A 25082-nucleotide genomic window follows, 5' to 3' on the forward strand; every position below is an offset into this window, starting at 1 on the left:
GAAGTGGTCGCGAGGAAACACCCCTCGGCATACGCACCACAAGGGACGAGCACCATGAACGACGCACCCCACGCGACCACCGTCGCCGACCCCGTACCCCCGCAGGACCTGTCCGGCATCGTCGGCCACCGCTTCATCTACACCTACGCCAACGGCTGGCAGTACGAGATGTACGTGAAGAACGACCACACCATCGACTACCGGATCCACTCCGGCATGGTCGGCGGTCGCTGGGTCAAGGACCAGCGGGTCGACCTGGTCCAGCTCGACGACGACAGCTACAAGGTCTCCTGGACCGAGCCCACCGGGACCTCCGTCGCCGTCGACGTCATGCCCGGCAAGCGCCGCCTGCACGGCGTGATCTTCTTCCCGCACTGGGTCGAGGAGCACGGCGAACGCACCGTCTGCTTCCAGAACGAGCACCTCGACGAGATGCGCGCCTACCGCGACAAGGGCCCGACCTACCCGATCTACGTGGTCCCGGAGTTCGCCAGGATCACCTTGTTCGAGTACGTCGGCGCCGACGACGAGTCCGTCATCTCCGTCGCCCCCGGCGACCTTCCCGCCGGCTGGTCCAGCCGCACCAACTGACCCGCCCGGGCGGCCGACCCCGCTCGTGGCGTACCCGATCGCCAGGGGCCGCGGACCCCGGCGACCACGGCGCCGGCCGCCCAGCACCTGCGATGCGGCAGGGACATGCCAGCACCTAAACTCCTCCTTCGAGTTTGATCAACTGCTGGTACGGGGGCAACGCATGGCGGATCTGAAGAACGAGTACGCGTCGATGGGGTCGGCGGCCCGGAGCATACGGGCGGCGGTGGCCCATCTTCCGGGCGCCGTGGCCGACTTCCGCACCGGCATGGGCAAACTGGACGCCTTCGGGCATCTGCCGGAGGCGGGCAAGGCCAAGCACACGGTCGAGCAGTCGATGCGGCAGCTCGCACAGTTCGCGGACGGCCTGCACACCGAGTGGGGCGACGAGGCCACCGCGCTGACCACCATCGCGGACGTGCTGCGCAAGGTGGACGACATGCTCGCGGGCAAGGCGCAGGGCAAGGGGTAACCGCGGTGGTCGACCTCAACCCCTTGCACTGGATCAACAAGATCAACAACGCCATCGGGCACTCCACGGCCGATGTGCTGGAGTTCATCGGCATCACCAACCCCGCGGTCGACCCGGACGGCATCCGCGAGGTCGCCCGCCACTGGAAGACGCTCGGCGACGCGCTGGACGACGCGCACTGGCACGTGGGCCAGGCCCTGGGCGGCCTGCACTGGGAGGGCAAGGCGGCCGACGCCTTCCACACCCGCGCCGCCAACGTGCGGGATCAGTGCCAGAAGACGGCGAAGGCGTGCCATGACGGCCACGACCAGCTGAACAGGTTCGCCGACCAGGCCCACGAGATGATCTCCGAAATCGGCAAACTCTGCGCGGAGATCCTGGAGTTCGAACTCGCCGCGTTGCCGCTGTCCCTGCTGACCGGGCCGCTCGCCGAGGTCGCCTCCAACCTCGCCGCGGGCGAACGCGCCGCCAAGATCATGGCGTTGATCGCCCGCATCGCGGAGGCGGCCCGCACGATCGACCGGGCCGCCGAGGCGATCCTGGAATCCCTCGGCACCCTCGGCCGGGCGATGAAGGCCCTCGCCCCGATCGCCAAGATGGCCGCAGGGGGCGCCCTGACGACCCTCGGGTACGACGCCCTCGCCGACCCCGACCGCCTCCGCCACGCCGACACCCTGGAGCAGGACCTCGAGATCGGCGCCCTGCTCGGCATCATCGGCGGCGGATTCGGCAAGGGCATCCAGGGCATGCTGAAGGGCCTCGGCCCCCGCATGGTGCCCTCGCTCGCCGGAGCCGGACTGCTCGGGGAACTCGGCGGGGAGGGCGGCGCGCTCTCCCGGCTCGGGGCGCTCATGCGGGAAGGCCGGGCCGGGGAGGGCGCCCTGCCGGAAGCCGCGGAACGGCCGACGGCCCCGGCCAACCCGGAACTCCAGAAGCTCAAGCGCGACCGCCGGCCCAACTACCGCAAAAGCATGCGCTTTTCGGTCTTCCGCGACGCGGACCGGGCGGCGAACGGCGAGGACTTCATATGCCCGAACTCCGGCAAGACCATTCCGTGTCTGCGGGACACCGACGGCAACGCCCTCAAATTCGACGAACGGGGACGCCCCGTCGCGCCGGACGACCCCGGCGGCTTCACCATCCCCAAGCCGAACCCGCACAGCAAGACGGGACTTCCGGCCAACTATCACTTCGGCCATGTGCAGGGCAGTGAATACTGGCGGCTGGTGAGGATCGTGGAGGACCACCCCGGGAAGTGGACGTGGAAGCAGATTCTGGACGAATACAATAAACCGAGCCATTACCAGGTCGAGGATCCCTCGACCAACGTGGGCCACGGCTCCGAGGATCACTCGCCGGGGTACGGACACTACGGGTCTATGCTGGGCGGCACCGAGGGCGGCGATGGGTAGGCCGGGGCGGCGGCCGGTCCGGCCGCGGGCAGCCGGCACCGGTGCCGGCGCGGACTCCGGGCCCGTTCACGGCTCCGGCCGCGGGCCCGTTCACGGTTCCGGTCCCGGCCACGGTTCCGGGCCCGTTCACGGTTCCGTTCCGGTTCAGGTTCCGGCCCCCGTTCCGGTTCCGGTATGCGACGGTGACACCCAGGACGACGTTTCCCGCGACGCGGAAACCGGCTGAAGGAGCGGCACGTGACCGACAACGAGAAATACGCTGGCTACCTCGACCACATCCAGCACCACCTGGGGCAGATCCGGCAGGCCGAGGCGCCCACCGCCGAGGGCGGCAACCGGGGGTTCGGGATCTTCTTCTGCCAAATCGCCGAAGGGGACGCCATTTCGGTCGTCACCAACGGCCTGCGTTTTCAGAAGATTACGACCGTCATGCCCCAGGAACTGGTCTGCACGCTCAACGAGGAACAACGCGACCAGGCGCATCTGATCACCGTGCTCACCGCGAAGCTGGTTATCACGATGGGCGAAGGGCTCATGTTCGACCAGGTGATCCCGTCGCCTGAACCGCTTGTCGAAGGCACCGACATGCGGGGCGTCATGACCATGGCCCACCCTTACTGCGACGAGGACTTCGAGCTGCTCCTCGACGACCAGGGCAGGGCCGAGTTGCAGATCATCACCCTCGTCCCGGTGACCGGTGCGGAAGTCGCCTTCGTGCGGGAGCACGGGACGGACGCGCTGCTCGAACGCTGGGAGGAGCAGGAGGTCGACGCCCTGGACGTGTACCGCGCGTCCGCGGTCTGAGCCCGGCCCCGCCACCCGCCCCCAGCCCGCCGCACGGCCCGGTCACCGCTTCGGTGACCGGGCCGTCGCCGTTCACGCCGCCCGCACCCCGCCCCGGCCCCGGCGCAGTTGAACGGATTTCTCGCGCCGCCCCGCGGGGGAAAGGCGTGCGGTGGCGCACCGGTGGGAGAGGCATTCACCAGGGACGACCGGGCGGGAAGGAACGCGGAGTTCGGGGGCCGGTACGCATGGTGACGTGACAAAGTCGTCGGAGCCCGGCGGGCGGGGCCGGGGGAAAAGGGGCGGGTCCGTATTCTCGTGCTGTGCCGTCCGGCGGCGGGTGGGGGAAAGGGGAACGCCTGATGAGTGACTGCCGGTTCTTCGTTCTGCTGGGGCCCGACGGGGCCGGGAAGTCGTCGGTGATGACGGAGTTGGCGGAACGGCGGCCGGAATGGCGGTTGTTGTCGACCGACGGGGAGTTCACGCCACCGGAGCACGCGCTGATCGCCCAGTTACGGCGCAATGTGGTCAAGGATGTGCTGCCCGGGCTCGGCAGTACGTATTCGGTGGATTTCCTGGCGAGCATGCTGCAGACCGCGGTGGTCCATCTCAAGGACCGGGTGCTGGCCGAGTGTGCCACCGGGGCGCCGGTGCTGGTGGATTCCTATTACTACAAGATACTCGCGAAGTGCCGGCTGGCGGGGCTGCGGGAGAACCCGATGTACGGCTGGTGGCGCACGTTTCCGCAGCCGCGCGGGGTGGTCTTCCTGGACGTGGCGCCGTGGACCGCCTGGCGGCGCAGCGCCGGGGGACGGCTGCTGAACCGCCTGGAGTACGCGGGGAACGGCCCGGGCTGGGCGGGGTTCGAGAGTTATCAGAAGAACCTGCGGACATTGATGCTGGAAGAGGTGGGGCAGGTGCCGGTGACAGTGATCGAGGAACAGCCCAGCCCTGGACGGGCCGCCGAAGCGGTGGCCGGAGTTCTCGACCGGACCGAGGAGTTCGCCCGGTGACCACGGAACCCCGCACCGAACCGGCCGCCGCGAAAACATCCCCCGACGAGATCGATCACGCCACCCGTACCGCCCGTTACCGCGACCGGGTCTTCGCCGAGCACGACCGGCTCGCCGCCGAACTCGTGGACCTGCCCGGGCAGCAGAAGAGGGTGCTCGCGGATCTGCTGGAATTCAACTCCGGTACCGAATTCGGAAAACGCCACGGATTCGCCGCGATACGCACCGTCGACGACTTCCGCCGGGCCGTTCCGGTACAGGACTACGCGGCGCACGCGCCGTACATCGAGCGGACGGCGGCCGGAGAGGCCAACGTGCTGTCGGCGGACCGGCCGGTGGTCTACTTCACCAGCAGCGGGAGCACCGGGGCGCACAAGAAGATCCCGGTGACCGCGCGGTTCATGCGCACCACGTTCTTCCCGTTCTACTACGCCGCGTGGGCGCCGTTGCTGCGGCATTTCCCGGAAGTGGCGGCGCGGCCGGACGCGGTGCTCAACCTCAAGCACGATCCGCCGGCGAGGCCGCCGGTCATGGCGGACGGGCGTCCGCACGTGGGCGCCAGCCAGGTGGACTTCGGGGCGAAGTTCGGCGAGCCGCTCGCGGCCGAGCTGGGCACCCGGGCGCCGTGGGCGACGCTGCCGGTGGAGACCGACCCCGCGGACCACCTGGAGCGGTTGTACCTGCGGCTGCGGCTGGCGGTGCAGGGCGACGTCCGGATGCTGATCGGCATCAACCCGGCGGTGATCGCGGCCGTTCCGTACCAGCTCGGGCTGTGGTGGCCGCGGATCGTGCGGGAGGTGCGGGACGGCACCGTGGGCGGGGTGCGCACCGGGTCGCCGGATCCGGCGCGGGCGGCCGAACTGGAGCGGCTGGCCGGGTACTTCGGCACCGTGCGCCCGGCCCACGTGTGGCCCCGGGTGCGCGCGCTGTTCTGCTGGACGACCGGGGTCGCCTCCTTGTACATGCCGGCGCTGCGCCGGGAGTACGGGGTGGACGTGGCCACGCTGCCGGCGCCGGTGGCGGCCTCGGAGGGCCCGGTGGCGGTGGCGCTGGACCGGCACCCCGAGGCGGGCACCCCGGTGGCCTCGGCGGCGCTGTACGAGTTCGTGCCCGCCGACGACGACCTGGCGCCGGACAGCGAGACGCTGCTGGTGCACGAGCTGGAGCCGGGTCACGACTACCACGTGGTCTTCAGCCACGTCGGCGGGTTGTACCGGTACGCGGTCGGCGACGTGGTGCACGTACCGGACCGGGTGGACGGTGTGCCCAGGCTGCGCTACGCGGGCCGCGGCACCCGTTCCGACGTGGCCGGGGAACGGCTGCGGGAGGCCCAGGTGGTGCGGGCGCTGCGGGACGCGCTGGCGGCCGGGGGGCTCTCGCTGCGCAACGTGGCCTGCCGGGTGGAGCGCTCGGCGGGCAGCGCCCACCACTACACGTTCGCCATCGCCCCGGGCACCGGGTGGCACACCACCGAGGCGCAGCGGTTCCTGGGCCGGCTGGACGCCGCGCTGGCCGCGCGGTCCGACGGCTACCGGCGGGCCAGGGCCGGGCGCCGGCTCACCGCGCCCACGCTGCGGCTGCTGGAGCCGGAGGCGTTCCACCGCGACTGGCACGCGGCGGTGGCCGGCGGGGTCCGCCCCGCGCAGGCCAAGGACCGCCTCTTCCGGCAGGACGACGCGCTGTGGGAACGGCTCACCGGCCCGCGTCCGGCCGACGCCGACGACGGCCACCACCACTGACCCCACCCCGCCCCGACCCACCGTCTGGAGCCGCCCGATGACCGAGACGCTCAACCCCGTCGAACGCACCGCCCTGCTCACCGCCGCGTTGCGGGCCGCCGAGACCCGGCGCGCGGACCGGCTGTACGAAGACCCGTTCGCCGAGCGGCTGGTGGGGGACGTCGGCCCCGGGCTGCTGGCCGAGGTGCGCGCCGCGACGTTCCCGCCGGACCGGCCGCGGACGCTGCCCAGTACGCCGGACTACAACGCGATCCGCACCCGCTTCTTCGACGACTTCCTCCAGCGGGCCGCCCGGGACACCGCGATGGGCCAGATCGTGCTGGCCCCGGCCGGGATGGACTCGCGGGCCTACCGGCTGGCGTGGCCGGAGCACATCCGGTACTTCGAGGTGGACCGCCCGGCGGTGCTGGAGTTCAAGGCGGATCGGCTGGGCGGCGCGGTGCCGCGTACCGACCACCGCACCGTGGCCGTCGACCTGACCTCCGACGACTGGGAGGACCAGCTCGTCGCGGCCGGGTACGACCCGAAGGCGCCCTCCACCTGGCTACTGGAGGGGCTGCTGTACTACATCCCGGAGGCCGACGCGCACCGGATGCTCCGGCGGGTCGCGGGCGTCATGGCGCCGGGCAGCCGGATCGCCGCCGACATCGTCAGGGCGGCGGCGCTGACCCTGCCGCACATGCGCGGGTTGCTGGACGTCTTCGCCGGCTGGGGGTGCCCGTGGCTCTTCGGCAGCGACGAGCCGGAGGCGCTCTTCGCGCGGTACGGCTTCGAGGTGGCGGCGGTGCAGCCGGGTGAGCCGGGGGCGGACTTCGGCCGGTGGCCGGATCCGGTGCCCGACCGCGCCGTGCGGGACGTGCGCCGGGTCTTCTTCGTCCACGGGCGGCGGGCTTGACCGCACCGGCCGCCGCCGTCGTCGTCGTGGGGGGCGGATTCGGCGGCCTGGCCACCGCCTGGGCCCTGGCCGAACGGGGCTTGCGGGTACGGGTGCTGGACCGTTCCGCCCCGCCGCCGGAGGGTCCGGCGCACCGGGCGGCCTGGACGTGGCGGCGCCCCACCGTGCCGCAGAACACCCAGTCCCACGTGCTGACCTCGCTGGGGGTACGGCTGCTGCGGGAACGGCTGCCCCGGGTGTACGAGGCGGTGCTGGCGGCGGGCGCCCGGCCGCTCGACCTGACGGCGGCGGTGCCGGCCACCGCGCGCGGCTTCGTACGGCAGCCGTCCGACGACGACCTGGTGGCGCTCGCGGTACGCCGTCCGGTGCTGGAACTCGCGTTGTACCGGGCGGTGCGCGCGCTGCCCGGGGTGGAGGTGAGCCACGGCGCGACGGTGCGCGCTCTGGAGCTGGACCCGGCCGGGCGGCGGGTGCGCGCGGTGGTCACCGGCGCCGGGGAGCGGATCGAGGCGCCGGTGGTGGTGGACGCCTCCGGGCGGCGGGCGCTGTCGGCCGGCTGGCTGGCCGCCGCCGGGGTGCCGGTCGCCCCGGACGCCACCTGCCCCAACGCGTTCCGCGCGATCAGCCGGCTGTACCGGCTGGCCGACCCCGCCCGGCTGCCCGCGCCGCTCAACCGGGGCAACGCGGCGGGCGGCATCTTCGACCACTTCGCGGCGGTGGTCCACCTCGCCGACAACGGGCTGTTCGCGCTCAACTTCGCGGTGCTGCCGGACGATCCGGCCACCGACGCGCTGCTGACCCCGGCCGGCTTCGCGGCCGCCGCGCGGATCACCCCGCAGGTGGCCGCGTGGGTGGACGAGCGGGTGGCGGCGCCGGTGAGCTAGGTGCGGGCGATGACGGTGCCGGCGAACGCGCTGCGCGGCACGGTCACCGCGCCGCCCGAGGTGGCCGGGGTCTTCCCGGTGGGGGACGCGGCGTGCGTCACCGATCCGATGTACGGGCGCGGCCTGTCGCTGGCGCTGGCGCACGCCTTCCGCCTCGCCGAACTGCTGGACGGCACGCCGGAGGTGGGCGGGGCGCGGGCGGCGGGGGCGGCCCGGATCGCCGAGGAGCTGCTGCGGCCGTGGTACGAGCAGACGGTGGCGGACACCTCGGCGCGTACCGCGCTGTGGCGGGCGCGGGCGGCGGGCACCGAACCGGCGGTGCCGCCGGTGGCGCCGGTGCCGGGGCGTCCGCAGCTCGCCGCGGTGGCGGCGGCGGCCACCGTGGACGCGGTGGTGTGGCGCGGGCTGACCCGGATGCTGATGACGCTGGACACGCCGGCCGCGGTCTTCGACGACCCCGGGTTCCGCGAGCGGGTGGCCGCGGCGGCCGGCGCGGCCCGCCCGGCCGGTCCCCCGCCGCCGTCCCGGGCCGAACTGGTGGCCGCCCTCTCCCGTACCGCAACCGCCGTCGCCGCCGCCACGGGAACGGAAGGGGGCTGACCCGTGTCCGACCGCCCGAAGGTGCTGCTGGCCCCGGTCACCGTCACCCCGGCCAAGCCGCTGACCCCCAGCCATCTCAAGGGGCTGCTGTGGACGGACGCGATGTTCCGCGCCACCGCGCCGCTGGCCGACGTGACGTACCGGTACAGCCACACCACGTACCACCCCACCGAGCAGACGCTGGGGTTCTGGGAGTACCTGGACCGCAGTTACGGCGACGCCGACTACTCGGGGCTGTCGGAGGAGGAGATCGGCGAGCTGTACGTCGGGTACCGCGCCGAGGAGCGGCGCGCGGCGGCCGAGGACCTGTCGGCGTACGCGCAGGCCGTGGAGTACACCGGCTGGGTGCATCCGGCCAGCGCCCGGGTGCTGGAGCTGTGGACCGGGCACTACGCGCGGCTCGGGCTGCACGACCCGGGGCTGACGGAGCATCAGCCGCCCGGGCTCGGCACGGCGGAGATGATCGCCCGGCTGACCGCCTCGGGCCTGGGGCTGGACCAGCGCCCCTACGGCGGCCCGGTCTACCTGGACGCGACCCGTTTCGGGCTGCCGCTGCGCCGGATCGTGGGGGCCGACGGGCGCCCCAACTACCTCGCCTGCGCGCTGCGCGAACTGCTGCCGTTCACCGAGGACTTCGACGAGATCGTCCTCCTCTACGACCGCGAGCTCGACCCCGACTACCAGTTGCTGCAACGGGTGCTGGCCCGCTCCGGGCGGCGGCCGGCGGTGCACCGGGTGCCGATCGGCCGGGTGCCCATCGACGGACGGATCGCCTCGGCACGCCACGGCGGCTGGCGCGGCCACACCGTCGGCGCGCTGCTGGAGGAAGTGTCCGGCGGGACGGATCCGGCGGCGCTGCGGCTGGGGCTGCGGCTGTACTTCATCGCCACGCTGGGCCCCGGCCAGCAGCAGTCGTTCCGGTACGACCTGCTGCGCGGCTGCGTCGTAAGGGCGGCACGGCTGCTGGACCGCGCCGCCGCCGCGCCGGCCGCCCAGGACCCCTGGGAGCGGACCCTCGACCGCCACCGCCGCGGCCATCTGTACGTCGACCCCTACCGGCTGACCACCTCGCTGCTCGGCAAGGGCCGTCCGGCCCCCGACCCCGGCCTGCTGGCCACGGTGTTCCTATGAGCCCTCACTCTCCCGCGCCGCCGACCGGCCCGCCCGGCGCCGACGCGCTGCTGTCCGCCGCCGCGGAACGGGTCCGCGCGGCACGCCCGGAGTTCGCCGGGCGGGACCTGTCCACGCCCGCGGCGCTGCGGGCGGTACGCGCCGAGATCGCCGCGCTGGACGCGGCCGACCCGGCGGGGGCGCCGCTGGCCGTGTGCGTCGTCGGCGACCTGGACCTGCCGAGCTGGGCGCGGGAGAGCTGCCGGTTCGCGCTCGCCGTGGACCCGGCGGCGGGCGCGGCCTGGCGGCGGGCGTTCACCCGTACCGTCTTCCTGGCCGGGCGCCCGGCGAACCTGCGCGACCGGTTCGCCTTCGACCACGTGGCCGACGACGCCACGGCGGCGTGGGCCGGGCCGGCCCCGGAGCCGGCCACCGCCGGGCTGCGCAGGCTGCTGAAGACGTTCGACGGGGCCCGGGCGGCGCGGCCGTGGCCGCCGGCCGTGGTGGAGGTCCCCGGGGCCGGACCGCGTCCGCCGGTCCACCGCGAGGTGTACGCGGCCACCGCCCAGGTCACCGTGGCCCGGCTGCTGGTGCACCTCAACCACCTGCTGGCCGAGGCGGTGCTGGACGGGCTGATCGCCCCCGGCGACCGGCTGACGCTGCGGTCGGTGCCCCGGCTGGCCGGGGTGACCGTGCCGTTCGCGGCCCTGCGCATCGACACCGACGCCCAGCGTCCCGACGGACTCCAGGCGCTCGCCGGACTGACCGAGGAGAGATGACGTTGCCCGACCAGCGTTCCACCACGACCGCCGGGGCGCGGCCCGGTGCCCCGTCCGGCGCCGGCCGCCCGGTGCGCTTCGGCGTCCACGGCTCGTCCCACCTGGCGGCCGGCATCGTCGCCGCCGCCGGACACCGGCCGGAGGAGGTCGTCTACGTGCCGTACGACGTGCGCGACCCCTTCGCCCAACTGCGGTCCGGCGAGGCCGACATCATGATCGTGAAGTTCGTGCTGCGCGAACCCGACATCGCCCTCAGCGCCCCGGTCGCCCACGACGACCGGGCCGTGCTGGTGGGCGCCGGCCATACGCTGGCCGGGCGGTCCGAGGTGTCGGTGGAGGAGGTCGCCGACTACGAGGCGTTCAGCCGCCCCGGCGACTTCCCGCCCTACATCTGGGACGAGGTGGTGCCGCCGGTGACCCCGGGCGGTCGCCGGATCCGCCGGGCGCACCCGCTGACCACCGTCGAGGCGATGGTCGAGCTGGTCTCCGGGGACCGGGTGGTGCACCTGTCGGTGCGGTCGCTGGACACCGTGGTGCCGCCGCACATCCGGGTGGTCCCGGTGCGCGACCTGCCGCCGGCGCCGGTGTCGCTGGCCTGGCTCGCCGGTACGCCGCTGCCGCCGGCCGCGGCGCGGCTGGTCGCGGACGCGGAACGGGCGGCGGCCCGGTGAGCGCCGCCTCGGCCGGCCGGCCGCCGGTCGTGCTGCTGCACGCGCTCTGCCTCGACTCGCGGATGTGGCGGGCGCAGGCCGCCGCGCTGCGGGACCGCGGCCATCTGGTGCTGACCCCGGGCCAACGCGGCTTCGGCGGCACGCCGTTGGGCACCGACCCGCCCTCGCTCGACCTGGTCGCCGACGACGTGGCCCGGCTGCTGGACGCGCACGGCGTCGAACGGGCGGTGCTGGCCGGCTGCTCGATGGGCGGCTACGTGGCGATGGCGTTCCTGCGCCGCCACCGGGACCGGGTACGGGCGCTGGCGCTGCTGTCCACCCGGGGCACCGCCGACCCCGAGGAGACCGCGGCCGGCCGGCGGCGCTTCGCCGAACTGGTGGTGGACGACACCGCGCGCGGCCCACTGGTGGCCGCCACCACGCCGTCGCTGCTCGGTCCGACCACCCGGGCCGCCCGCCCCGAGGTGCTGGCCGAGGTGATGGCGGCGGCCCGCGCGGCGTCCCCGGCGGCGGTGGCCTGGGCGCAGCGGGCGATCGCGGCGCGCCCGGACGCCATGGCGGAGCTGCGCGCGTTCCCCCGGCCCGCGGTGGTGGTGGCCGGCGAGGAGGACGGGCTGGTCGGCGCCGAGGAGTCCGGCGCGCTGGCCGCCGCGCTGCCCGGGGCACGGCTGGTGACCCTGCCCGCCACCGGCCACCTGCCGCCGCTGGAGGCGCCGGAGCGGACCACCGCGGCGCTGGCCGCACTGCTGGACGAGACCGTGGCGGCGGACCGGAAGGGAGCAGCCGCATGCTGACGCAGGACCACTCCTCCTGGGGCCACACCGCCTCCACCGGGCTCGGCTTCACCAGCGAGGAGATCGTGGAGGCCCACTTCGCGGCGTGCGCCCCGCAGTACCGGGCCGCGCTGGAGACGGCGGGCATCACCCCGGGCGCCACCGTGCTCGACGCGGGCTGCGGCAGCGGCGCGTTCCTGCCCTGGCTGGCCGAACTCACCGGTCCCGACGGCCGGGTGCACGCCATCGACCTCGCCGCCGAGAACGCCGCTGCCGCCGCCGAACGGCTGCGCCGCGCGGTCCCCGGCCGCGGCCCCGACGTCCGCCAGGGCGACCTGCTGGACCTGCCGTACGCGGACGACACCTTCGACGCCGTGTGGTGCGCCAACACCACGCAGTACCTGGACGACGCCGAACTCGCCCGCGCGCTCGCCGAGTTGCGCCGCGTGGTGCGCCCCGGCGGCGTGGTGGCCGTCAAGGACCTGGACGCGTCCTTGATCACCGTGCGCCCCGGGGACCCGTTCCTGTTCACCGACTTCTTCCGGTCCGCCGCCGGAACCCCCGGCTACGCCCGTCAGCTGCTGCGCACCCGCGACCTGTACCGCCTGCTCGCCGAGGCCGGACTGGTCTCGGTACGGCAGCGGACCTTCGTCATCGAACACCGCGCCCCGCTGCCGCCCGCCGCCCGCCACTTCTACGGCCTGGCCTGCGCCAGCATCGCCCGCCAGGCGCTCGCCATGCCCACCCCGCCCGGCTCCCCCGCCGCCTGGCACCCCTTCCTCGACCCCGCCTCCCCCACCCACCCGCTGTGCTCCCCGAGCGGTTACATCAGTGAGGGGAACACGGTGGCGGTGGGGAGGGTGCCGGGGGGATGACCGGGCCGGGGTCAGCCCCCTTGCGGCTCCGCAACGGTGGCGCCCGGACGTACTCGGGGGCTGGTGTCGAGGTGGGTGAGGAGGCCGGGGACGGCGAGGGCGGGGAGCAGGTAGCGCCACAGGACGCTGATGCGGGGCAGCAGGTCGGCGCGGTTGGTGGCGGCCTGGGAGAGCAGTTGGATGCCGGTGAAGGCGCCGACCAGCAGCCGGGCGATCTCCTCCTCGTCCACGCCGGGCAGCAGCTCGCCCGCCCCGCGGGCCTCGCGCAGCAGCCCCAGGACGACCTCGCGCAGCCCCTCGTACGGGGTGGAGTCGGGCTTGCGGTAAGCGGCCTGCTCGACGGAGAGGCGTACGGCGCCGCGCAGCACCGGGTCGTGGCGCAGCCGCTCGGCGTACTCCATGGTCAGGTCGATCACCGCCTGGAGCCTGACCTTGCCGGGGCGCGGCACCAGGATGTCGGTCTGGTAGGCGACCACGGCGTCGGCGATGGCCTCCTTGGAGGGGAAGTGGAAGTAGAGGGCGCCCCGGGTGACCCCGCTGCGGGCGAGGATCTCGGTGGTGCTGGCGGCGGTGTAGCCGACTTCGTCGAAGACCTCGCCGGCCGCTTCGACGATCAAGCGGCGGGTCCTGACCGCCCGCGCCTGTCTCGCCATCGCCGCTACACGTCCCTCCTCAATAGAAACCAGCTCGTCCGCATCTTATGCGCCGAGTCCTTGCCCCCGACCGGCCGCCGCTCGCCTCCGCTACGCCCCGCCGCACCCGGCCCGGCGGAGCAGCCGGCGTGGGCCGGGGCCCTCCCGGCCCAGCCGGTCCAGCGGGTTGGCCAGCGGGCAGCGGTCGATGGACATGCAGCCGCAGCCCACGCAGTCGGTGAACTCGTCGCGCAGTTGCTGGAGTTGGCGGATCCGCGCGTCCAGGTCGTCGCGCCAGCGCCGGGAGAGGCTGGCCCAGTCCGCCCGGTTGGGCAGCCGGCCCTCCGGCAGCGTGGCCAGCGCCTCGCCGACCTCGGCGAGCGGGATGCCGACCCGTTGCGCGATCCTGATCAGCGCCACCCGGCGCAGCGTCTCGCGGCGGTAACGGCGTTGGTTCCCAGCGGTACGGCGGCTGGTGATCAGGTTCTGCCGCTCGTAGAAGTGGAGGGCGGAGACGGCCACCCCGCTGCGCCGGGAGAGTTCGCCGACGGTCAGCTCGTGCGCCTCGGGTGTCGCTGGGTCCATGGCCCGATCCTCGCACCGCACCGGGGGTACCTCAAGGAAACTTGAGGTTTTCGAGAGGTTTCCGGTGCCCCGGGACGGTTGGCGGGGGCCGTCGCGGCGCAGGCTTCCGGACGGGACGCGGCGGCCGGAGGGGGCGCGGCGGCCCGGCGTGGCGGAAGGGCGTGAGGCCGGTGCGCTACCAGGTCTGTCCCGAGGGGACATGGGAGACGGCGAGCCGTCGCCCCCATCCGCGGCTGCGCCCCGGGGTCATCTGCTACCGCGGCCACCGGCTGGCGCTGCCCGCGCCGCGCCGGCGGCTGGAGACCCCGGTGGGCGCGGTGACGCTGGTGCTGGGTTTCGGGTCCCGGCTGCGGATCACCGGGCCGGTGGCCCCGCCCGACTGGTTCGACTCCTGCCTGGCCGGGCTGCACACCGCCGCGTCGCTCGGCGAGCACGACGGACGGCTGCACGGCGTCGAGGTGCTCTTCACGCCGTGGGAGGCGTTCCGGATCTTCGCGGTCCCGCTGCACGAACTGGCCGACCGGGCGGTCCGCCCGCGCGATCTGCTCGGCCGCCGGCTCGACGACCTGGCCGGCGCGCTGGCCGCCCTGCCCGGCTGGGCGCCCCGGTTCGCGCTGCTGGACTCGGTGCTGGCCCGGTGGTCGGCGGGCGGCCCGGCCTGCGCGCCGCAGGTGGTACGGGCCTGGGACGAGCTGTGCCGTACCCACGGGCGGCTGCCGATCGCACGGCTCGCCGCCGACGTCGGCTGGAGCACCCGGCAACTGGAGAACCGCTTCCGCGAGCAGATCGGGCTGCGCCCGAAGGCCGCCGCCCGGGTGCTGCGGCTCCAGCACGCGCTGCGGCTGCTGACCGCCCACCGTCCGCCCGCGCAGGTGGCCGCCGCGTGCGGCTACTACGACCAGGCGCACCTGGGCGGCGAGATCAAGGCGATGACCGGCCGCACCCCGCTGGAGTTCGTCGCCCAGCGCGACCCCGCCACCACTCCGTCCCCGCCGGGCCCGCCCTCCCTGGACCGCCTCGCGGGCGCGGTGACGAGCGTCATCCTGCCGTCCTGAAGCCCCGGCCGGGGTTGCCCGGGGACCCGGTTCGGATTCTTCCAATACGGCCGGGGCCGGGGGTGGGAACGTGCTGGGGAAGCGGGGTCGTCCGGCCCGGGCAAGGGTTCACGGGAGAGCGGGCCGGGGGACGTCGCGGGGCGGGTGGACCGATGCCGTGGGGGACGGGAGAGCCCACGGCCGCGTACGGACACGGTGATCGGGGAGAGCGGCCCGGTGTCCGGCGCCGGCCATCCGTACCGCGTCCCGCTCCGCCCGGGGCTTCTCGGCACCCCGGGGACGGACCGGCCGTGCCGTCCGTCGGGCGTGGCGCCGCGACCCCGCCGATTCCCCGGGGACGCGGCGCCCGCCGCCCGTGCGCGAAGGTCCTTGCACAGGCCGCCAATCGTCGTGGACGGCTTACACTTGGCGTATGTCCGATGACCCGACGGAGGCGCTCGCCCAGGGGTGGTGCGCGCTGGCGGCGTTGCACGCGCGGATCGCCAACCGGGTCGAACGCGCCCTGCAGTCCGAGCACGGCATCGGGGTCACCGAATACTCGGTGCTCCGGGTCCTCGACCGGCAGCGCGAGCACCACATGCGGATGCAGCAGCTCGCCGCGGCTGTGGTGCTGAGCCAGAGCGCCACCACCCGGGTGGTCAACAAGCTGGAGGGCCAGGGGCTGCTCACCCGCTACCTGTGCCCCACCGACCGGCGGGGCATCTACACCGAGGTCACCGACGCCGGCCGCGAGCTGCTCCAGGAGGCGCGGCCGACCAACGACGCCGCGCTGCGCGAAGCCCTCGACGAGGCCGCGCACCTCCCCGAACTGGCCCCGCTGGTCAGGGCCGTCGAGGCCACCGACCCGGCCGCGGCCCCCGCGTAACCCGTACGCCCCCGCCCACGCCTGCCACCTCGGAACGTTGCTCACTGTACCTATCGGTATGTACAGTGCGGATCATGGACACCGCGGAACGGTTGATCGAGAGCACCCGTGAACTGCTCTGGGAGCGCGGGTACGTGGGCACCAGCCCCAAGGCGATCCTGGAACGGGCCGGCGCCGGACAGGGCAGCATGTACCACCACTTCAAGGGCAAGCCCGACCTGGCCCTGGCCGCCGTCCGCCGCACCGTGGCCGAGATGCGCGCCGAGGTCGACGCGCTGCTGTCGGCACCGGGCACGGCACGCCGGCGGATCGCCGCCTACCTGGGCCGGGAGCGCGACGCGCTGCGCGGCTGCCCGGTCGGCCGGCTGACCATGGACCCCGACATCGTGGCCAGCGACGAACTGCGGGCCCCGGTGGACGAGCTCTTCGACTGGCTGCGGCACCGGCTCGCCGAGGTGGTGCGGGAGGGCCGCGCCCGAGGCGAACTCCCCGCCACCGCCGACCCGGAGCAGCTCGCCGCCGCCGTCGCCGCCACCGTGCAGGGCGGTTACGTACTGGCCCGCGCGGCCGGTTCCGCCGAGCCCTTCGACCGCGCCGTCGAGGGCATCCTCGCCCTGCTGGCCGCGGCCGGCGCCGCCTGACCACCGCCTACCGCGAGGATCCGCCGTGTACGCGATGAGCTACGAGATCACCCTGCCCGCCGACTACGACATGGCGGTCATCCGCCACCGGGTGGCCACCCGGGGCGCCGCGCTGGACGACTTCCCCGGGCTCGCCGTCAAGGCGTACCTGATCCGGGAACGGGCGGCGGGCTCGCCGGTCAACCAGTACGCGCCGTTCTACCTGTGGCGCGAGACCTCCGGCATGAACCGCTTCCTGTGGGGTGGCGGCGGCTTCCAGGGCATCGTCGCCGACTTCGGCCGCCCGGCGGTACGGCACTGGACGGGGGTGGGGTTCGCGTACGGCCCGGCCCGGCACGGACTGCCCCGCACGGCGGTCCGTTCGGCGCGGCCCGTCCCGCAGGGCACCGACCTGACCGCGCTGGCCGAACGCGAACTCGCCGCGCTGCGCCGCCTGTCCGCCGCCCCCGGACTCCACAGCGCCGCCCTCGCCATCGACCCGCACACCTGGGAGCTGATCCGCTTCACGCTGTGGGAGCAGGCCCCGGCGGACGCCCCGGGCGAGGACGGGACGCGGTACGAGGTGCTGCGGCTGAACACCCCGGAGCTGGACGCTCTCCCGGCCGGCCGCCACTGGTGACATCCGGATAAGTCCGATCATCACTCCTTCTCGGCCCGGTGACGATTGTCACCGTTACGCCGGTTGTCGGTCACAGGAGTCTCACAGCAATCGGTCGCCCCCGGGTGCGGTCGTTCACCGGTCACAGGGTGATTGACCGACAGTCACCGTCCATCCGGGAGGTTCGACGATGCCCGACCGGGCCCTGTGGTCGTACACCGATATCGCCGCCCACATCAGAGTGCGGACCGACACCGTGCGCTCGTACCGCAAGTGCGGGCTGCTGCCGGATCCGGACGTGGTCGAGGGCGGCAGGCCGTTCTGGTACGCCGACACCATCCGGCTGTGGAGTTCACGGCGCCCCGGCAACCGCTCGGGCCGCTGACCGCGCGGGCGGCCGGGTGACGCGCGGGCCGGCCGGCGGGTGACGGAGGCGACACGCCCGGACGGCGCCCCCGCTCCCCCATGTACCCCCCAGGGGTATAAAGTCGTTCTCCGTACGGCCCCCAGGGACAGGTACCACCGGAGGAGAACAGACATGGGCACCGACAACTCCACGCTCGCCGCGACCGGTTCCGGGCCGGGCACCACGGTCGTCTACGCGGTCTCCGGCATGAGCTGCGCGCACTGCGAGAAGGCGATCGGCGAGGAGGTCTCCGCGCTGCCGGGGGTCACCGCGGTCGCCGCGGACGCCGCCACCGGCCGGGTGTCGGTGACCTCCACCGCGCCCCTGGACGACGAGGCGGTCCGCGCCGCCGTCGACGAGGCCGGATACGAGCTGACCGGCCGGGTCTGACCCCGCCGACCCGAACGCCACACGGGCGAGGGGCGGACGGAACCGGTCACGGTTTCCGTCCGCCCCTCGTCGTACGGGCGTTTCCGGCGCCGGACGGGGCTGCCGCACCCACGCGTCCGGCGGGTCAGCGGCCGAGCAGCTCGCCGCCGTTGCACTGGAGGATCTCGCCGGTGATGAACCCGGCCTCCTCGGACGCCAGGAAGACCACGGCCGCCGCGACGTCCCCCGGTCGTCCGACCCGGCCCACCAGCGTGCGCCCGGCCCGCCGGGTCAGCTCCGCCTCGTTGAGCCGGGCGCCGAAGAACTCGGTGCCGGCCACCGTGCCGGGGGCGACCACGTTGCACGTCACACCCTGCGGGCCGAGCTGGGCGGCCAGCGAGTGGTTCCAGGCGTGCAACGCCGCCTTGGAGGCGCCGTACGAGCCGCCGCCGCGCAGCGCGGCCAGCGAGGTGACGGTGATCACCCGGCCCCGGTCGCGGGTGAGCCGGTCCTTGACGGATTCGGTGACCAGCACGGCGGTGAGCACGTTGCGTTCGAAGTCGCCCCGCCACCGGGCCAGGATCCCGTGCGGTCCGGCGCCCACCGCCACCTCGCGGCTGCCCGCGTTGTTGACCAGCACGTCGATCCGCTCCGGCAGCCGGGCCAGCGCCGCCTCGACGTCGTCGGGGTCGGCGAGGTCGCAGGTGATCGGGGTGACCGCCAGGCCGTGGGCGGCGGAGATCTCGTCCGCGGCGGTCCGGAGCACCTCACGGCGCCGGCCGACGATCACCAACCGGTCACCGGCCGCGGCGAACCGTTCCGCGATCGCCCGCCCGATGCCCGTGCCACCACCGGTGACCACAACGGTGCGGGGACCCTCGTCCTCCGCCTGGACCGTTTCGTTCTGCGCCATTCGTGCCTTCCGCCCCAACACCCGGTGCCGACTGGGGGTTTAACGCTACGCGATGGGGTACCCGCACCCGGCGCAGGGGGCGCCCTCCACCCGCGTCGTACATCTGGCGTAGCCTGGACGGATTTGTCCCCGGACCGGCGCCGATCAAGGGAGACCTAGATCACACTCTGTGCAACGTAACCATGGAGGGGGGTCGTTGGTCTAACCGATCGATCACCGGGCTCCCGGCGGACCCGGTGACCACGATGGGCACGCCGTCTTGGGGGACGGCGGCCCGCGTAGCCGGGGCGAAGTGACCGGAGAGCTTGAGCGGCCCTCCCGGACGGTTTCGTCCCGGCATAGGCGCCTCTCGGCGCCCACCAGACGCCCGGTACGGACCCGTGGGGGGATCCGCTTCCGGGGCACGGGGGCGCCCCGCTCCGGACCCGTGGGGGGATCCGGCGCGGGGCGCTCTTCTGATTCGTGTCCGCTCGCCCCCGGGCGCTCCTGCCTTCCCCGGGGACGCCTGGCTCAGCGGGCCTCTACGGGGACGTAGTCGCGCAGCTCGACGCCGGTGTAGATCTGGCGGGGGCGGCCGATGCGGGAGCCGGGCTCCTTGATCATCTCGTGCCACTGGGCGATCCAGCCGGGGAGCCGGCCGAGCGCGAAGAGCACGGTGAACATCTCGGTCGGGAAGCCCATCGCCCGGTAGATCAGGCCGGTGTAGAAGTCCACGTTCGGGTAGAGCTTGCGGCTGACGAAGTAGTCGTCGCTGAGCGCGTGCTCCTCGAGGCGGAGCGCGATGTCGAGCAGCTCGTCGGACTTGCCGAGCGCGGAGAGGACGTCGTGCGCCGCCGCCTTGATGATCTTCGCCCGGGGGTCGAAGTTCTTGTAGACGCGGTGCCCGAAGCCCATGAGCTTCACGCCGTCTTCCTTGTTCTTCACCTTGCGGATGAAGGTGTCGACGTCGCCGCCGCTCGCCTGGATGCCCTCCAGCATCTCCAGCACCGCCTGGTTGGCGCCGCCGTGCAGCGGACCCCACAGGGCGTTGATGCCGGCCGAGATGGAGGCGAACAGGTTGGCCTGCGAGGAGCCGACCAGGCGCACGGTGGAGGTCGAGCAGTTCTGCTCGTGGTCGGCGTGGAGGATCAGCAGCTTGTCCAGGGCGCTGACCACGACCGGGTCGAGCTCGTACTCCTCGGCCGGGACGGCGAAGGTCATCCGCAGGAAGTTCTCGACGTAGCCGAGGTCGTTACGCGGGTAGACGAACGGGTGGCCGACCGACTTCTTGTAGGCGTAGGCCGCGATCGTCGGCAGCTTGGCGAGCAGCCGGATCGTCGAGAGGTTGCGCTGCTTCTCGTCGAACGGGTTGTGGCTGTCCTGGTAGAACGTCGACAGGGCGCTCACCACGGACGACAGCATCGCCATCGGGTGGGCGTCCCGCGGGAAGCCGTCGTAGAACCGTTTGACGTCCTCGTGCAGCAAGGTGTGTTTGGTGATCTCGCTCTTGAAGGAGCTGAGCTCGTCGACGGTGGGCAGCTCACCGTTGATGAGCAGGTAGGCCGTCTCCAGGAACGTGCCACGCTCGGCGAGCTGCTCGATCGGGTAACCGCGGTAGCGGAGGATCCCCTGCTCACCGTCGAGGAAGGTAATCGCGGACTTGTAGGCCGCGGTGTTCCCGTAACCGCTGTCCAGGGTGACCAGCCCGGTCTGGGCGCGCAGCTTGCCGATGTCGAAGCCCTTGTCACCAACGGTGCTCTCGACCACCGGGTAGCTGTACTCGCCGTCCCCGTACCGCAGTACTACAGAGTTGTCGCTCACGTCATCCTCACCGACGTTGTGCCTCTTCTTCGAGGTGCCCTGACTGGTTCTACCTTCCCCCATTTGCCGCACATACGTGCACCCGGGGTCAGTCAGACGGTGATTGGGTGGCACGCAGTGCCTATCTTCCCCCTCGGGAAGACCGCCCAACACCCCGGCCGGGCCCCGCCGCACGGATGGCCGCACGCCGCCCCGGGCCGGTCCCGGTCAGCTCTCCCGCACCGCGCCGCGCAGCCGGTGATCGAGTGCGGTGAAGCGTCGGCCTGCGGAAACGGTGCGTACCGCCTGTGCGAGTGCCCGCCGTGAGCCGACCAGAACCACCAACCGCTTTGCCCGGGTCACGGCCGTATAGAGCAGATTGCGCTGGAGCATCATCCAGGCGCCCGTGGTGACCGGGATCACCACGGCGGGATACTCGCTGCCCTGGGAACGGTGGATGGTCACCGCGTAGGCATGTGCCAGTTCGTCCAGTTCGTCGAAGTCGTAGCCGACCTCCTCGTCCTCGTCGGTGCGCACGGTGAGCCGGTGTTCGTCGTTGTCGAGCGCGGTGACCACGCCGACCGTGCCGTTGAAGACACCGTTGGCGCCTTTGTCGTAGTTGTTGCGGATCTGGGTGACCTTGTCGCCGACCCGGAAGACCCGGCCGCCGAAGCGGCGCTCGGGCAGGTCGGGGCGGCCGGGGGTGACCGCCTGCTGGAGGAGCCCGTTGAGCACCCCGGCGCCGGCCGGTCCGCGGTGCATCGGGGCGAGCACCTGGACGTCGCGGCGCGGGTCGAGGCCGAACTTGGCCGGGATGCGCCGCGCCACCACGTCCACCGTGAGCCGCCCGGCCTCCTCGGTGTCCTCCTCGGGGAAGAGGAAGAAGTCGGCGAGCCCCTGGGTGACCGGCGGCAGCCCGGAGTTGATCCGGTGGGCGTTGGTGACCACCCCGGACTGCTGGGCCTGGCGGAAGATCCGGGTGAGCCGCACCGCGGGCACCGGACTGCCCTCGGCCAGCAGGTCGCGCAGCACCTCTCCCGCGCCCACGCTCGGCAGCTGGTCGACATCGCCCACGAAGAGCAGGTGGGCCCCCGGCGGCACCGCCTTGACCAGCTTGTTGGCGAGGATCAGGTCGAGCATGGACGCCTCGTCGACCACGACCAGGTCGGCGTCGAGCGGGCGGTCGCGGTCGTAGGCGGCGTCACCGCCGGGCTTGAGCTCCAGCAGCCGGTGGACGGTGGACGCCTCCGCCCCGGTCAGCTCGGCCAGCCGCTTGGCGGCCCGCCCGGTCGGGGCGGCCAGCACCACCTTGGCCTTCTTGGCCCGGGCCAGGGTCACCACCGATTTCACGGTGAACGACTTGCCGCAGCCGGGGCCGCCGGTGAGCACCGCGACCTTCTCGGTGAGCGCCAGCCGCACCGCCTGCTCCTGCTCCGGGGCGAGCTCGGCGCCGGTCCGGTCGCGCAGCCAGGCCAGCGCCTTGTCCCAGGCCACGTCGCGGAAGGCGGGCATCCGGTCCTCCGGGCCGCGCAGCAGCCGCAGCACCTGGCCGGCCAGCGATATCTCGGCGCGGTGGAAGGGCACCAGGTAGACCGCGCGGATCGCGTCACCGCCGTCCGGATCCGGCACCCGCTCCCGGACCACCCCCTCGGCCTCGACCAGCTCCCCCAGGCAGTCGATGACCAGCCCGGTGTCGACCTGGAGGAGTTTGACGGCGTCGGCGATGAGGCGTTCCTCGGGCAGGAAGCAGTTGCCGTTGTCGGTGGCCTGGGAGAGCGCGTACTGGAGCCCGGCCTTGACCCGCTCCGGGCTGTCGTGCGGTATGCCGACGGCCTGGGCGATGCGGTCGGCGGTGAGGAAGCCGATGCCCCACACGTCGGCGGCGAGGCGGTAGGGCTCGTTGCGCACCACGGAGATCGAGGCGTCGCCGTACTGCTTGTAGATGCGCACCGCGATCGAGGTGGAGACGCCCACGCCCTGGAGGAAGACCATCACTTCCTTGATCGCCTTCTGCTCCTCCCAGGCGGCGGCGATCTTCCTGGTGCGTTTGGGGCCGAGGCCGGGGACCTCGATGAGGCGGGCCGGGTCCTGCTCGATCACCTCCAGGGTGTCGGTGCCGAAGTGGGAGACGATGCGCTCGGCGATGCGCGGGCCGACCCCCTTGATCAGCCCGGAGCCCAGGTAGCGGCGGATGCCCTGGATGGTGGCGGGCAGGACGGTGGTGTAGTTCTCCACGGTGAACTGCTTGCCGTACTGCGGGTGGGAGCCCCAGCGGCCCTCCATGCGCAGGGATTCGCCGGGCTGCGCGCCGAGCAGGGCGCCGACGACGGTGAGCAGGTCGCCCGAGCCGCGGCCGGTGTCGACGCGGGCCACCGTGTAGCCGTTCTCCTTGTTGGCGTACGTGATGCGTTCCAGCACGGCCTCCAGGACGGCGGGGCGGAACTCGCCCTGGCCCGGGGGCCGTTGCGGCTGCTTCCCCGGCTGCGGGCGGGGTTGTGACGGCGGTCGCGGATCCATCCGGTCGGCCTCCCTCCTGGCGTACGGGCCGCGGCCGGCTGCGCCGCCACCTCGATGTGACTGAGACGTTATCTCCCGTCACCGACATCGCGGGCGTGGGATCTCCAGCCTGTGGACAACTTCCGCGCGAGGGGATCGCCCCGCCGCGCTACCGTCGCAGAAGTGGTCAAAAACAGTCGTTAACGCGCCATAGCGAACGAAAAGGTCCGCAGAGAGGGCACCGATGCGGGACGGCGAGGACGGTTACGACCTGGTGGTCGTGGGGTCGGCCAACGCCGACCTGGTGGTACGGGTGGAGCGCCGCCCGGCGCCCGGCGAGACCGTGATCGGCACCGGCCCGGCCACCCACCCCGGCGGCAAGGGCGCCAACCAGGCGGTGGCCGCCGCCCGGCTCGGCGCCCGCACGGCGCTGCTGGCCCGGGTCGGCGACGACGACCACGGACGGCTGCTGCTGGACACCCAGCGTTCGGCGGGCGTGGACACCGGCGGCGTCCTGGTCGGCGGCGCCCCCACCGGGGTCGCGCTGGTCGCCGTCGATCCCTCCGGTGACCGCGGCGTCGTGCTGGTCCCCGGCGCCAACGCCCGGCTCACCCCGCACGACGTCGCCGCGGCCGGCGCGCTGCTGGCCGCCGCCCGGGTGGTCGCCGTGCAGCTGGAGATACCGCTGGAGACGGTGGCCGCGGCGGTCCGGGAGGCGGTACGGGCCCGTACCCGGGTGGTGCTCAACGCCTCGCCGCCGGCCCGGCTGCCCGCCGAGGTGCTGGCCGCCTGCGATCCGCTGCTGGTCGACGGGGACGAGGCGCGCGCCCTGCTGCGCGACGCCGGCGACCCCGCCGCGGACTCGGCGGCGCCGAAGACGTGGGCCGAGGCGCTCGCCGCGCGCGGCCCGCGCTCGGTGGTGATCACCCTGGGCGCCTCGGGGGCGCTGGCGGCGGGGCCGGACGGCATCGTCCACGTGCCCGGGCGCACCGTCGAGGCCGTGGACACCACCGGCGCCGGGGACGCCTTCGCCGGCGCCCTGGCCTGGCGGCTGGCGGCCGGGGACGGCCTCGCGGAGGCGGTGCGCCTGGCGGTGCGGGCGGGCGCCGCCGCCGTCACCCGGCCCGGCGCGCAGGCCGCGTTCCCCACCGCGCGTGAGCTGCCGTGACGCACGTCCCGGAACGCCGGAAGGGACCCGTGGCCGGGTCCCTTCCGTCTTCCCCCCAAGGTTCCCCGAGCCCCCCGGGAACCTGGCGAGGAGTACGACACGGCAGGCCGCCGGATGGTTGCACGCGCGGCGCGGGAAAGCCGCCGGAGCCGCCCGCCGGTCAGGCGGGCGGCGCGGTGCCGATGACGACCGTCGCCCCCAGATCGTCGCAGGAGACCACCCGGGCGCGCAGCCCGCCGCGGGTGAACGCCTCGGCGGTGCGCGGCGCCTGGCGTTCACCGGTCTCGATCAGCAGGTGGCCACCGGGGGCGAGCCAGCGGGACGCGCCGGCGGTGACCCGGCGCTGCACCTCGACCCCGTCCGCGCCCCCGTCGAGGGCGACCGCCGGCTCGTGGTCGCGGGCCTCGGACGGCAGCAGCCCGATCGCCCCGGTGGGTACGTACGGCGCGTTGGCCACCAGCACCTCGACCCGGCCGCGCAGCGCGGCGGGCAGCGGCTCGTACAGGTCGCCGTGGTGGACCGTGCCGCCCAGGCCGGCCAGGTTGCGGCGGGCGCAGCGCACCGCGGCCGGGTCGATGTCGGCGGCGTGGAGTTCGAGCCCGGCCACCGCGGTGGCGAGCGCCGCGCCGACCGCTCCCGTACCGCAGCACAGGTCGACCACGACCGCCCCGGGCCGGAGCAGGGCGGCGGCCTGACGGGCCAGGAACTCGGTACGCCGCCGGGGGACGAAGACACCGGGGTCCACGGCTATCCGCAGACCGCAGAACTCCGCCCAGCCCAGGACGTGTTCGAGCGGCAGCCCGCGGACGCGCCGTTCGACCATGGCGGCGAGCGCGGCGGGGTCGCCGGCGGCGTCGAGCAGCAGCCGCGCCTCGTCCTCGGCGAAGACGCAGCCCGCGGCCCGCAACCGGGCGACGACCTCGGCGGCGAGGAGCGGATCGGGGGAAACGGGTGACGACGGGACCGACATGAGAGCCT

At 73.7% G+C, this 25082-nt stretch carries 27 protein-coding genes; 21 read left to right on the plus strand and 6 right to left on the minus strand.

The annotated features are described in order from the left end of the window. The first annotated feature begins 54 nt into the window (after window positions 1-54). The 14 genes from SCATT_RS08415 (at window position 55) to SCATT_RS08480 (ending at window position 12597) form a co-directional block, all read left to right on the plus strand. The gene (locus SCATT_RS08415) at window positions 55-591 is read left to right on the plus strand and encodes a phenolic acid decarboxylase (RefSeq protein ID WP_014142571.1); all 537 of its coding nucleotides are present in this window, start codon (window positions 55-57) and stop codon (window positions 589-591) included. Window positions 592-754: 163 nt separating this feature from the next. Continuing rightward, the gene (locus SCATT_RS08420; RefSeq protein ID WP_014142572.1) at window positions 755-1063 is read left to right on the plus strand and encodes a hypothetical protein; all 309 of its coding nucleotides are present in this window, start codon (window positions 755-757) and stop codon (window positions 1061-1063) included. A 5-nt stretch (window positions 1064-1068) separates the two neighbouring features. Then, window positions 1069-2475 (plus strand): HNH/ENDO VII family nuclease, encoded by a 1407-nt coding sequence (locus SCATT_RS08425; RefSeq protein WP_014142573.1) that lies wholly within the window; start codon window positions 1069-1071, stop codon window positions 2473-2475. 237 nt (window positions 2476-2712) lie between these two features. Then, window positions 2713-3279, plus strand: coding sequence for a suppressor of fused domain protein (locus SCATT_RS08430; RefSeq protein ID WP_014142574.1), 567 nt, complete (start codon window positions 2713-2715; stop codon window positions 3277-3279). 341 nt (window positions 3280-3620) lie between these two features. Next, window positions 3621-4271, plus strand: coding sequence for an ATP-binding protein (locus tag SCATT_RS08435; protein ID WP_014142575.1), 651 nt, complete (start codon window positions 3621-3623; stop codon window positions 4269-4271). After that, complete coding sequence (locus tag SCATT_RS08440) at window positions 4268-6010, plus strand: GH3 family domain-containing protein (RefSeq protein ID WP_014142576.1); 1743 nt, start codon at window positions 4268-4270, stop codon at window positions 6008-6010. Before SCATT_RS08435 ends, SCATT_RS08440 begins: the two co-directional genes overlap by 4 nt. A gap of 37 nt (window positions 6011-6047) precedes the next feature. Further along, the gene (locus tag SCATT_RS08445; RefSeq protein WP_014627710.1) at window positions 6048-6905 is read left to right on the plus strand and encodes a class I SAM-dependent methyltransferase; all 858 of its coding nucleotides are present in this window, start codon (window positions 6048-6050) and stop codon (window positions 6903-6905) included. Then, complete coding sequence (locus SCATT_RS08450; protein ID WP_014142578.1) at window positions 6902-7789, plus strand: NAD(P)/FAD-dependent oxidoreductase; 888 nt, start codon at window positions 6902-6904, stop codon at window positions 7787-7789. The genes SCATT_RS08445 and SCATT_RS08450 overlap by 4 nt, the downstream gene beginning before the upstream one ends. 9 nt (window positions 7790-7798) lie before the next feature. After that, window positions 7799-8389, plus strand: coding sequence for a hypothetical protein (locus tag SCATT_RS08455; protein WP_014142579.1), 591 nt, complete (start codon window positions 7799-7801; stop codon window positions 8387-8389). 3 nt (window positions 8390-8392) lie between these two features. Continuing rightward, complete coding sequence (locus SCATT_RS08460) at window positions 8393-9520, plus strand: hypothetical protein (RefSeq protein WP_014142580.1); 1128 nt, start codon at window positions 8393-8395, stop codon at window positions 9518-9520. Continuing rightward, window positions 9517-10278: a DUF6182 family protein gene (locus tag SCATT_RS08465; RefSeq protein WP_014142581.1), complete on the plus strand. Its 762-nt coding sequence runs from the start codon at window positions 9517-9519 to the stop codon at window positions 10276-10278. Before SCATT_RS08460 ends, SCATT_RS08465 begins: the two co-directional genes overlap by 4 nt. Then, window positions 10275-10949, plus strand: coding sequence for a LysR substrate-binding domain-containing protein (locus SCATT_RS08470; protein ID WP_014142582.1), 675 nt, complete (start codon window positions 10275-10277; stop codon window positions 10947-10949). The genes SCATT_RS08465 and SCATT_RS08470 overlap by 4 nt, the downstream gene beginning before the upstream one ends. Then, complete coding sequence (locus SCATT_RS08475; RefSeq protein ID WP_014142583.1) at window positions 10946-11743, plus strand: alpha/beta fold hydrolase; 798 nt, start codon at window positions 10946-10948, stop codon at window positions 11741-11743. The genes SCATT_RS08470 and SCATT_RS08475 overlap by 4 nt, the downstream gene beginning before the upstream one ends. Beyond that, on the plus strand, window positions 11737-12597 hold the full coding sequence (locus SCATT_RS08480) for a class I SAM-dependent methyltransferase (protein WP_014142584.1): 861 nt from the start codon (window positions 11737-11739) through the stop codon (window positions 12595-12597). The genes SCATT_RS08475 and SCATT_RS08480 overlap by 7 nt, the downstream gene beginning before the upstream one ends. An 11-nt stretch (window positions 12598-12608) precedes the next feature. Here the strand turns inward: SCATT_RS08480 and SCATT_RS08485 are convergent, their stop codons facing one another. After that, entirely contained in the window at window positions 12609-13250 is a 642-nt protein-coding gene (locus tag SCATT_RS08485; RefSeq protein WP_173405629.1) for a ScbR family autoregulator-binding transcription factor, read from the minus strand. Window positions 13251-13340: 90 nt separating this feature from the next. Further along, window positions 13341-13814, minus strand: coding sequence for a redox-sensitive transcriptional activator SoxR (gene soxR / locus SCATT_RS08490; protein WP_014142586.1), 474 nt, complete (start codon window positions 13812-13814; stop codon window positions 13341-13343). Window positions 13815-13975: 161 nt separating this feature from the next. Here soxR and SCATT_RS08495 point away from each other — a divergent pair, with 161 nt between their 5' ends. The 6 genes from SCATT_RS08495 (at window position 13976) to SCATT_RS08520 (ending at window position 17769) form a co-directional block, all read left to right on the plus strand. Further along, entirely contained in the window at window positions 13976-14869 is an 894-nt protein-coding gene (locus tag SCATT_RS08495) for a helix-turn-helix domain-containing protein (protein ID WP_014627712.1), read from the plus strand. 412 nt (window positions 14870-15281) lie between these two features. Beyond that, on the plus strand, window positions 15282-15734 hold the full coding sequence (locus SCATT_RS08500; RefSeq protein ID WP_014142588.1) for a MarR family winged helix-turn-helix transcriptional regulator: 453 nt from the start codon (window positions 15282-15284) through the stop codon (window positions 15732-15734). A gap of 74 nt (window positions 15735-15808) precedes the next feature. Continuing rightward, entirely contained in the window at window positions 15809-16375 is a 567-nt protein-coding gene (locus SCATT_RS08505) for a TetR/AcrR family transcriptional regulator (RefSeq protein WP_014142589.1), read from the plus strand. 25 nt (window positions 16376-16400) lie between these two features. Then, window positions 16401-16994 carry a DUF4865 family protein gene (locus SCATT_RS08510; RefSeq protein WP_014142590.1) on the plus strand — a complete coding sequence of 198 codons (594 nt, stop codon included), beginning with the start codon at window positions 16401-16403 and terminating at the stop codon, window positions 16992-16994. Window positions 16995-17163: 169 nt separating this feature from the next. Then, complete coding sequence (locus SCATT_RS08515) at window positions 17164-17358, plus strand: hypothetical protein (RefSeq protein ID WP_014142591.1); 195 nt, start codon at window positions 17164-17166, stop codon at window positions 17356-17358. 153 nt (window positions 17359-17511) lie between these two features. After that, window positions 17512-17769, plus strand: a complete 258-nt coding sequence (locus tag SCATT_RS08520) for a heavy-metal-associated domain-containing protein (protein ID WP_014142592.1) — start codon at window positions 17512-17514, stop codon at window positions 17767-17769. Between the two features lie 124 nt (window positions 17770-17893). On the opposite strand, the gene SCATT_RS08525 is transcribed toward SCATT_RS08520, so the two are convergent. The 3 genes from SCATT_RS08525 to recD2 all read right to left on the minus strand — a co-directional run bounded on the left by SCATT_RS08525 (window position 17894) and on the right by recD2 (window position 22957). Then, window positions 17894-18661 (minus strand): SDR family NAD(P)-dependent oxidoreductase, encoded by a 768-nt coding sequence (locus SCATT_RS08525; protein WP_014142593.1) that lies wholly within the window; start codon window positions 18659-18661, stop codon window positions 17894-17896. 510 nt (window positions 18662-19171) lie between these two features. Then, window positions 19172-20461 carry a citrate synthase gene (locus SCATT_RS08530; protein ID WP_014142595.1) on the minus strand — a complete coding sequence of 430 codons (1290 nt, stop codon included), beginning with the start codon at window positions 20459-20461 and terminating at the stop codon, window positions 19172-19174. Between the two features lie 207 nt (window positions 20462-20668). Next, window positions 20669-22957: an SF1B family DNA helicase RecD2 gene (gene recD2, locus SCATT_RS08535; RefSeq protein ID WP_014142596.1), complete on the minus strand. Its 2289-nt coding sequence runs from the start codon at window positions 22955-22957 to the stop codon at window positions 20669-20671. Window positions 22958-23180: 223 nt separating this feature from the next. On the opposite strand from recD2, the gene SCATT_RS08540 reads away from it, so the two are divergent. After that, window positions 23181-24104 carry a ribokinase gene (locus SCATT_RS08540; RefSeq protein ID WP_014142597.1) on the plus strand — a complete coding sequence of 308 codons (924 nt, stop codon included), beginning with the start codon at window positions 23181-23183 and terminating at the stop codon, window positions 24102-24104. Between the two features lie 160 nt (window positions 24105-24264). Here SCATT_RS08540 and SCATT_RS08545 read toward each other — a convergent pair whose 3' ends face one another. Next, window positions 24265-25074 carry a putative protein N(5)-glutamine methyltransferase gene (locus SCATT_RS08545; RefSeq protein WP_014142598.1) on the minus strand — a complete coding sequence of 270 codons (810 nt, stop codon included), beginning with the start codon at window positions 25072-25074 and terminating at the stop codon, window positions 24265-24267. Window positions 25075-25082 lie beyond the last annotated feature (8 nt).

The organism is Streptantibioticus cattleyicolor NRRL 8057 = DSM 46488 (genome assembly GCF_000240165.1).
Lineage (GTDB): Bacteria > Actinomycetota > Actinomycetes > Streptomycetales > Streptomycetaceae > Streptantibioticus > Streptantibioticus cattleyicolor.

Bases quoted from the DNA above. Each gene is read 5' to 3' on its own strand.
- SCATT_RS08415 (WP_014142571.1), top strand. From the start codon at position 55: ATGAACGACGCACCCCACGCGACCACCGTCGCCGACCCCGTACCCCCG.
- SCATT_RS08420 (WP_014142572.1), top strand. From the start codon at position 755: ATGGCGGATCTGAAGAACGAGTACGCGTCGATGGGGTCGGCGGCCCGG.
- SCATT_RS08435 (WP_014142575.1), top strand. From the start codon at position 3,621: ATGAGTGACTGCCGGTTCTTCGTTCTGCTGGGGCCCGACGGGGCCGGG.
- SCATT_RS08445 (WP_014627710.1), top strand. From the start codon at position 6,048: ATGACCGAGACGCTCAACCCCGTCGAACGCACCGCCCTGCTCACCGCC.
- SCATT_RS08455 (WP_014142579.1), top strand. From the start codon at position 7,799: ATGACGGTGCCGGCGAACGCGCTGCGCGGCACGGTCACCGCGCCGCCC.
- SCATT_RS08465 (WP_014142581.1), top strand. From the start codon at position 9,517: ATGAGCCCTCACTCTCCCGCGCCGCCGACCGGCCCGCCCGGCGCCGAC.
- SCATT_RS08470 (WP_014142582.1), top strand. From the start codon at position 10,275: ATGACGTTGCCCGACCAGCGTTCCACCACGACCGCCGGGGCGCGGCCC.
- SCATT_RS08480 (WP_014142584.1), top strand. From the start codon at position 11,737: ATGCTGACGCAGGACCACTCCTCCTGGGGCCACACCGCCTCCACCGGG.
- SCATT_RS08485 (WP_173405629.1), bottom strand. From the start codon at position 13,250: ATGGCGAGACAGGCGCGGGCGGTCAGGACCCGCCGCTTGATCGTCGAA.
- soxR (WP_014142586.1), bottom strand. From the start codon at position 13,814: ATGGACCCAGCGACACCCGAGGCGCACGAGCTGACCGTCGGCGAACTC.
- SCATT_RS08500 (WP_014142588.1), top strand. From the start codon at position 15,282: ATGTCCGATGACCCGACGGAGGCGCTCGCCCAGGGGTGGTGCGCGCTG.
- SCATT_RS08505 (WP_014142589.1), top strand. From the start codon at position 15,809: ATGGACACCGCGGAACGGTTGATCGAGAGCACCCGTGAACTGCTCTGG.
- SCATT_RS08515 (WP_014142591.1), top strand. From the start codon at position 17,164: ATGCCCGACCGGGCCCTGTGGTCGTACACCGATATCGCCGCCCACATC.
- SCATT_RS08520 (WP_014142592.1), top strand. From the start codon at position 17,512: ATGGGCACCGACAACTCCACGCTCGCCGCGACCGGTTCCGGGCCGGGC.
- SCATT_RS08525 (WP_014142593.1), bottom strand. From the start codon at position 18,661: ATGGCGCAGAACGAAACGGTCCAGGCGGAGGACGAGGGTCCCCGCACC.
- recD2 (WP_014142596.1), bottom strand. From the start codon at position 22,957: ATGGATCCGCGACCGCCGTCACAACCCCGCCCGCAGCCGGGGAAGCAG.
- SCATT_RS08540 (WP_014142597.1), top strand. From the start codon at position 23,181: ATGCGGGACGGCGAGGACGGTTACGACCTGGTGGTCGTGGGGTCGGCC.
- SCATT_RS08545 (WP_014142598.1), bottom strand. From the start codon at position 25,074: ATGTCGGTCCCGTCGTCACCCGTTTCCCCCGATCCGCTCCTCGCCGCC.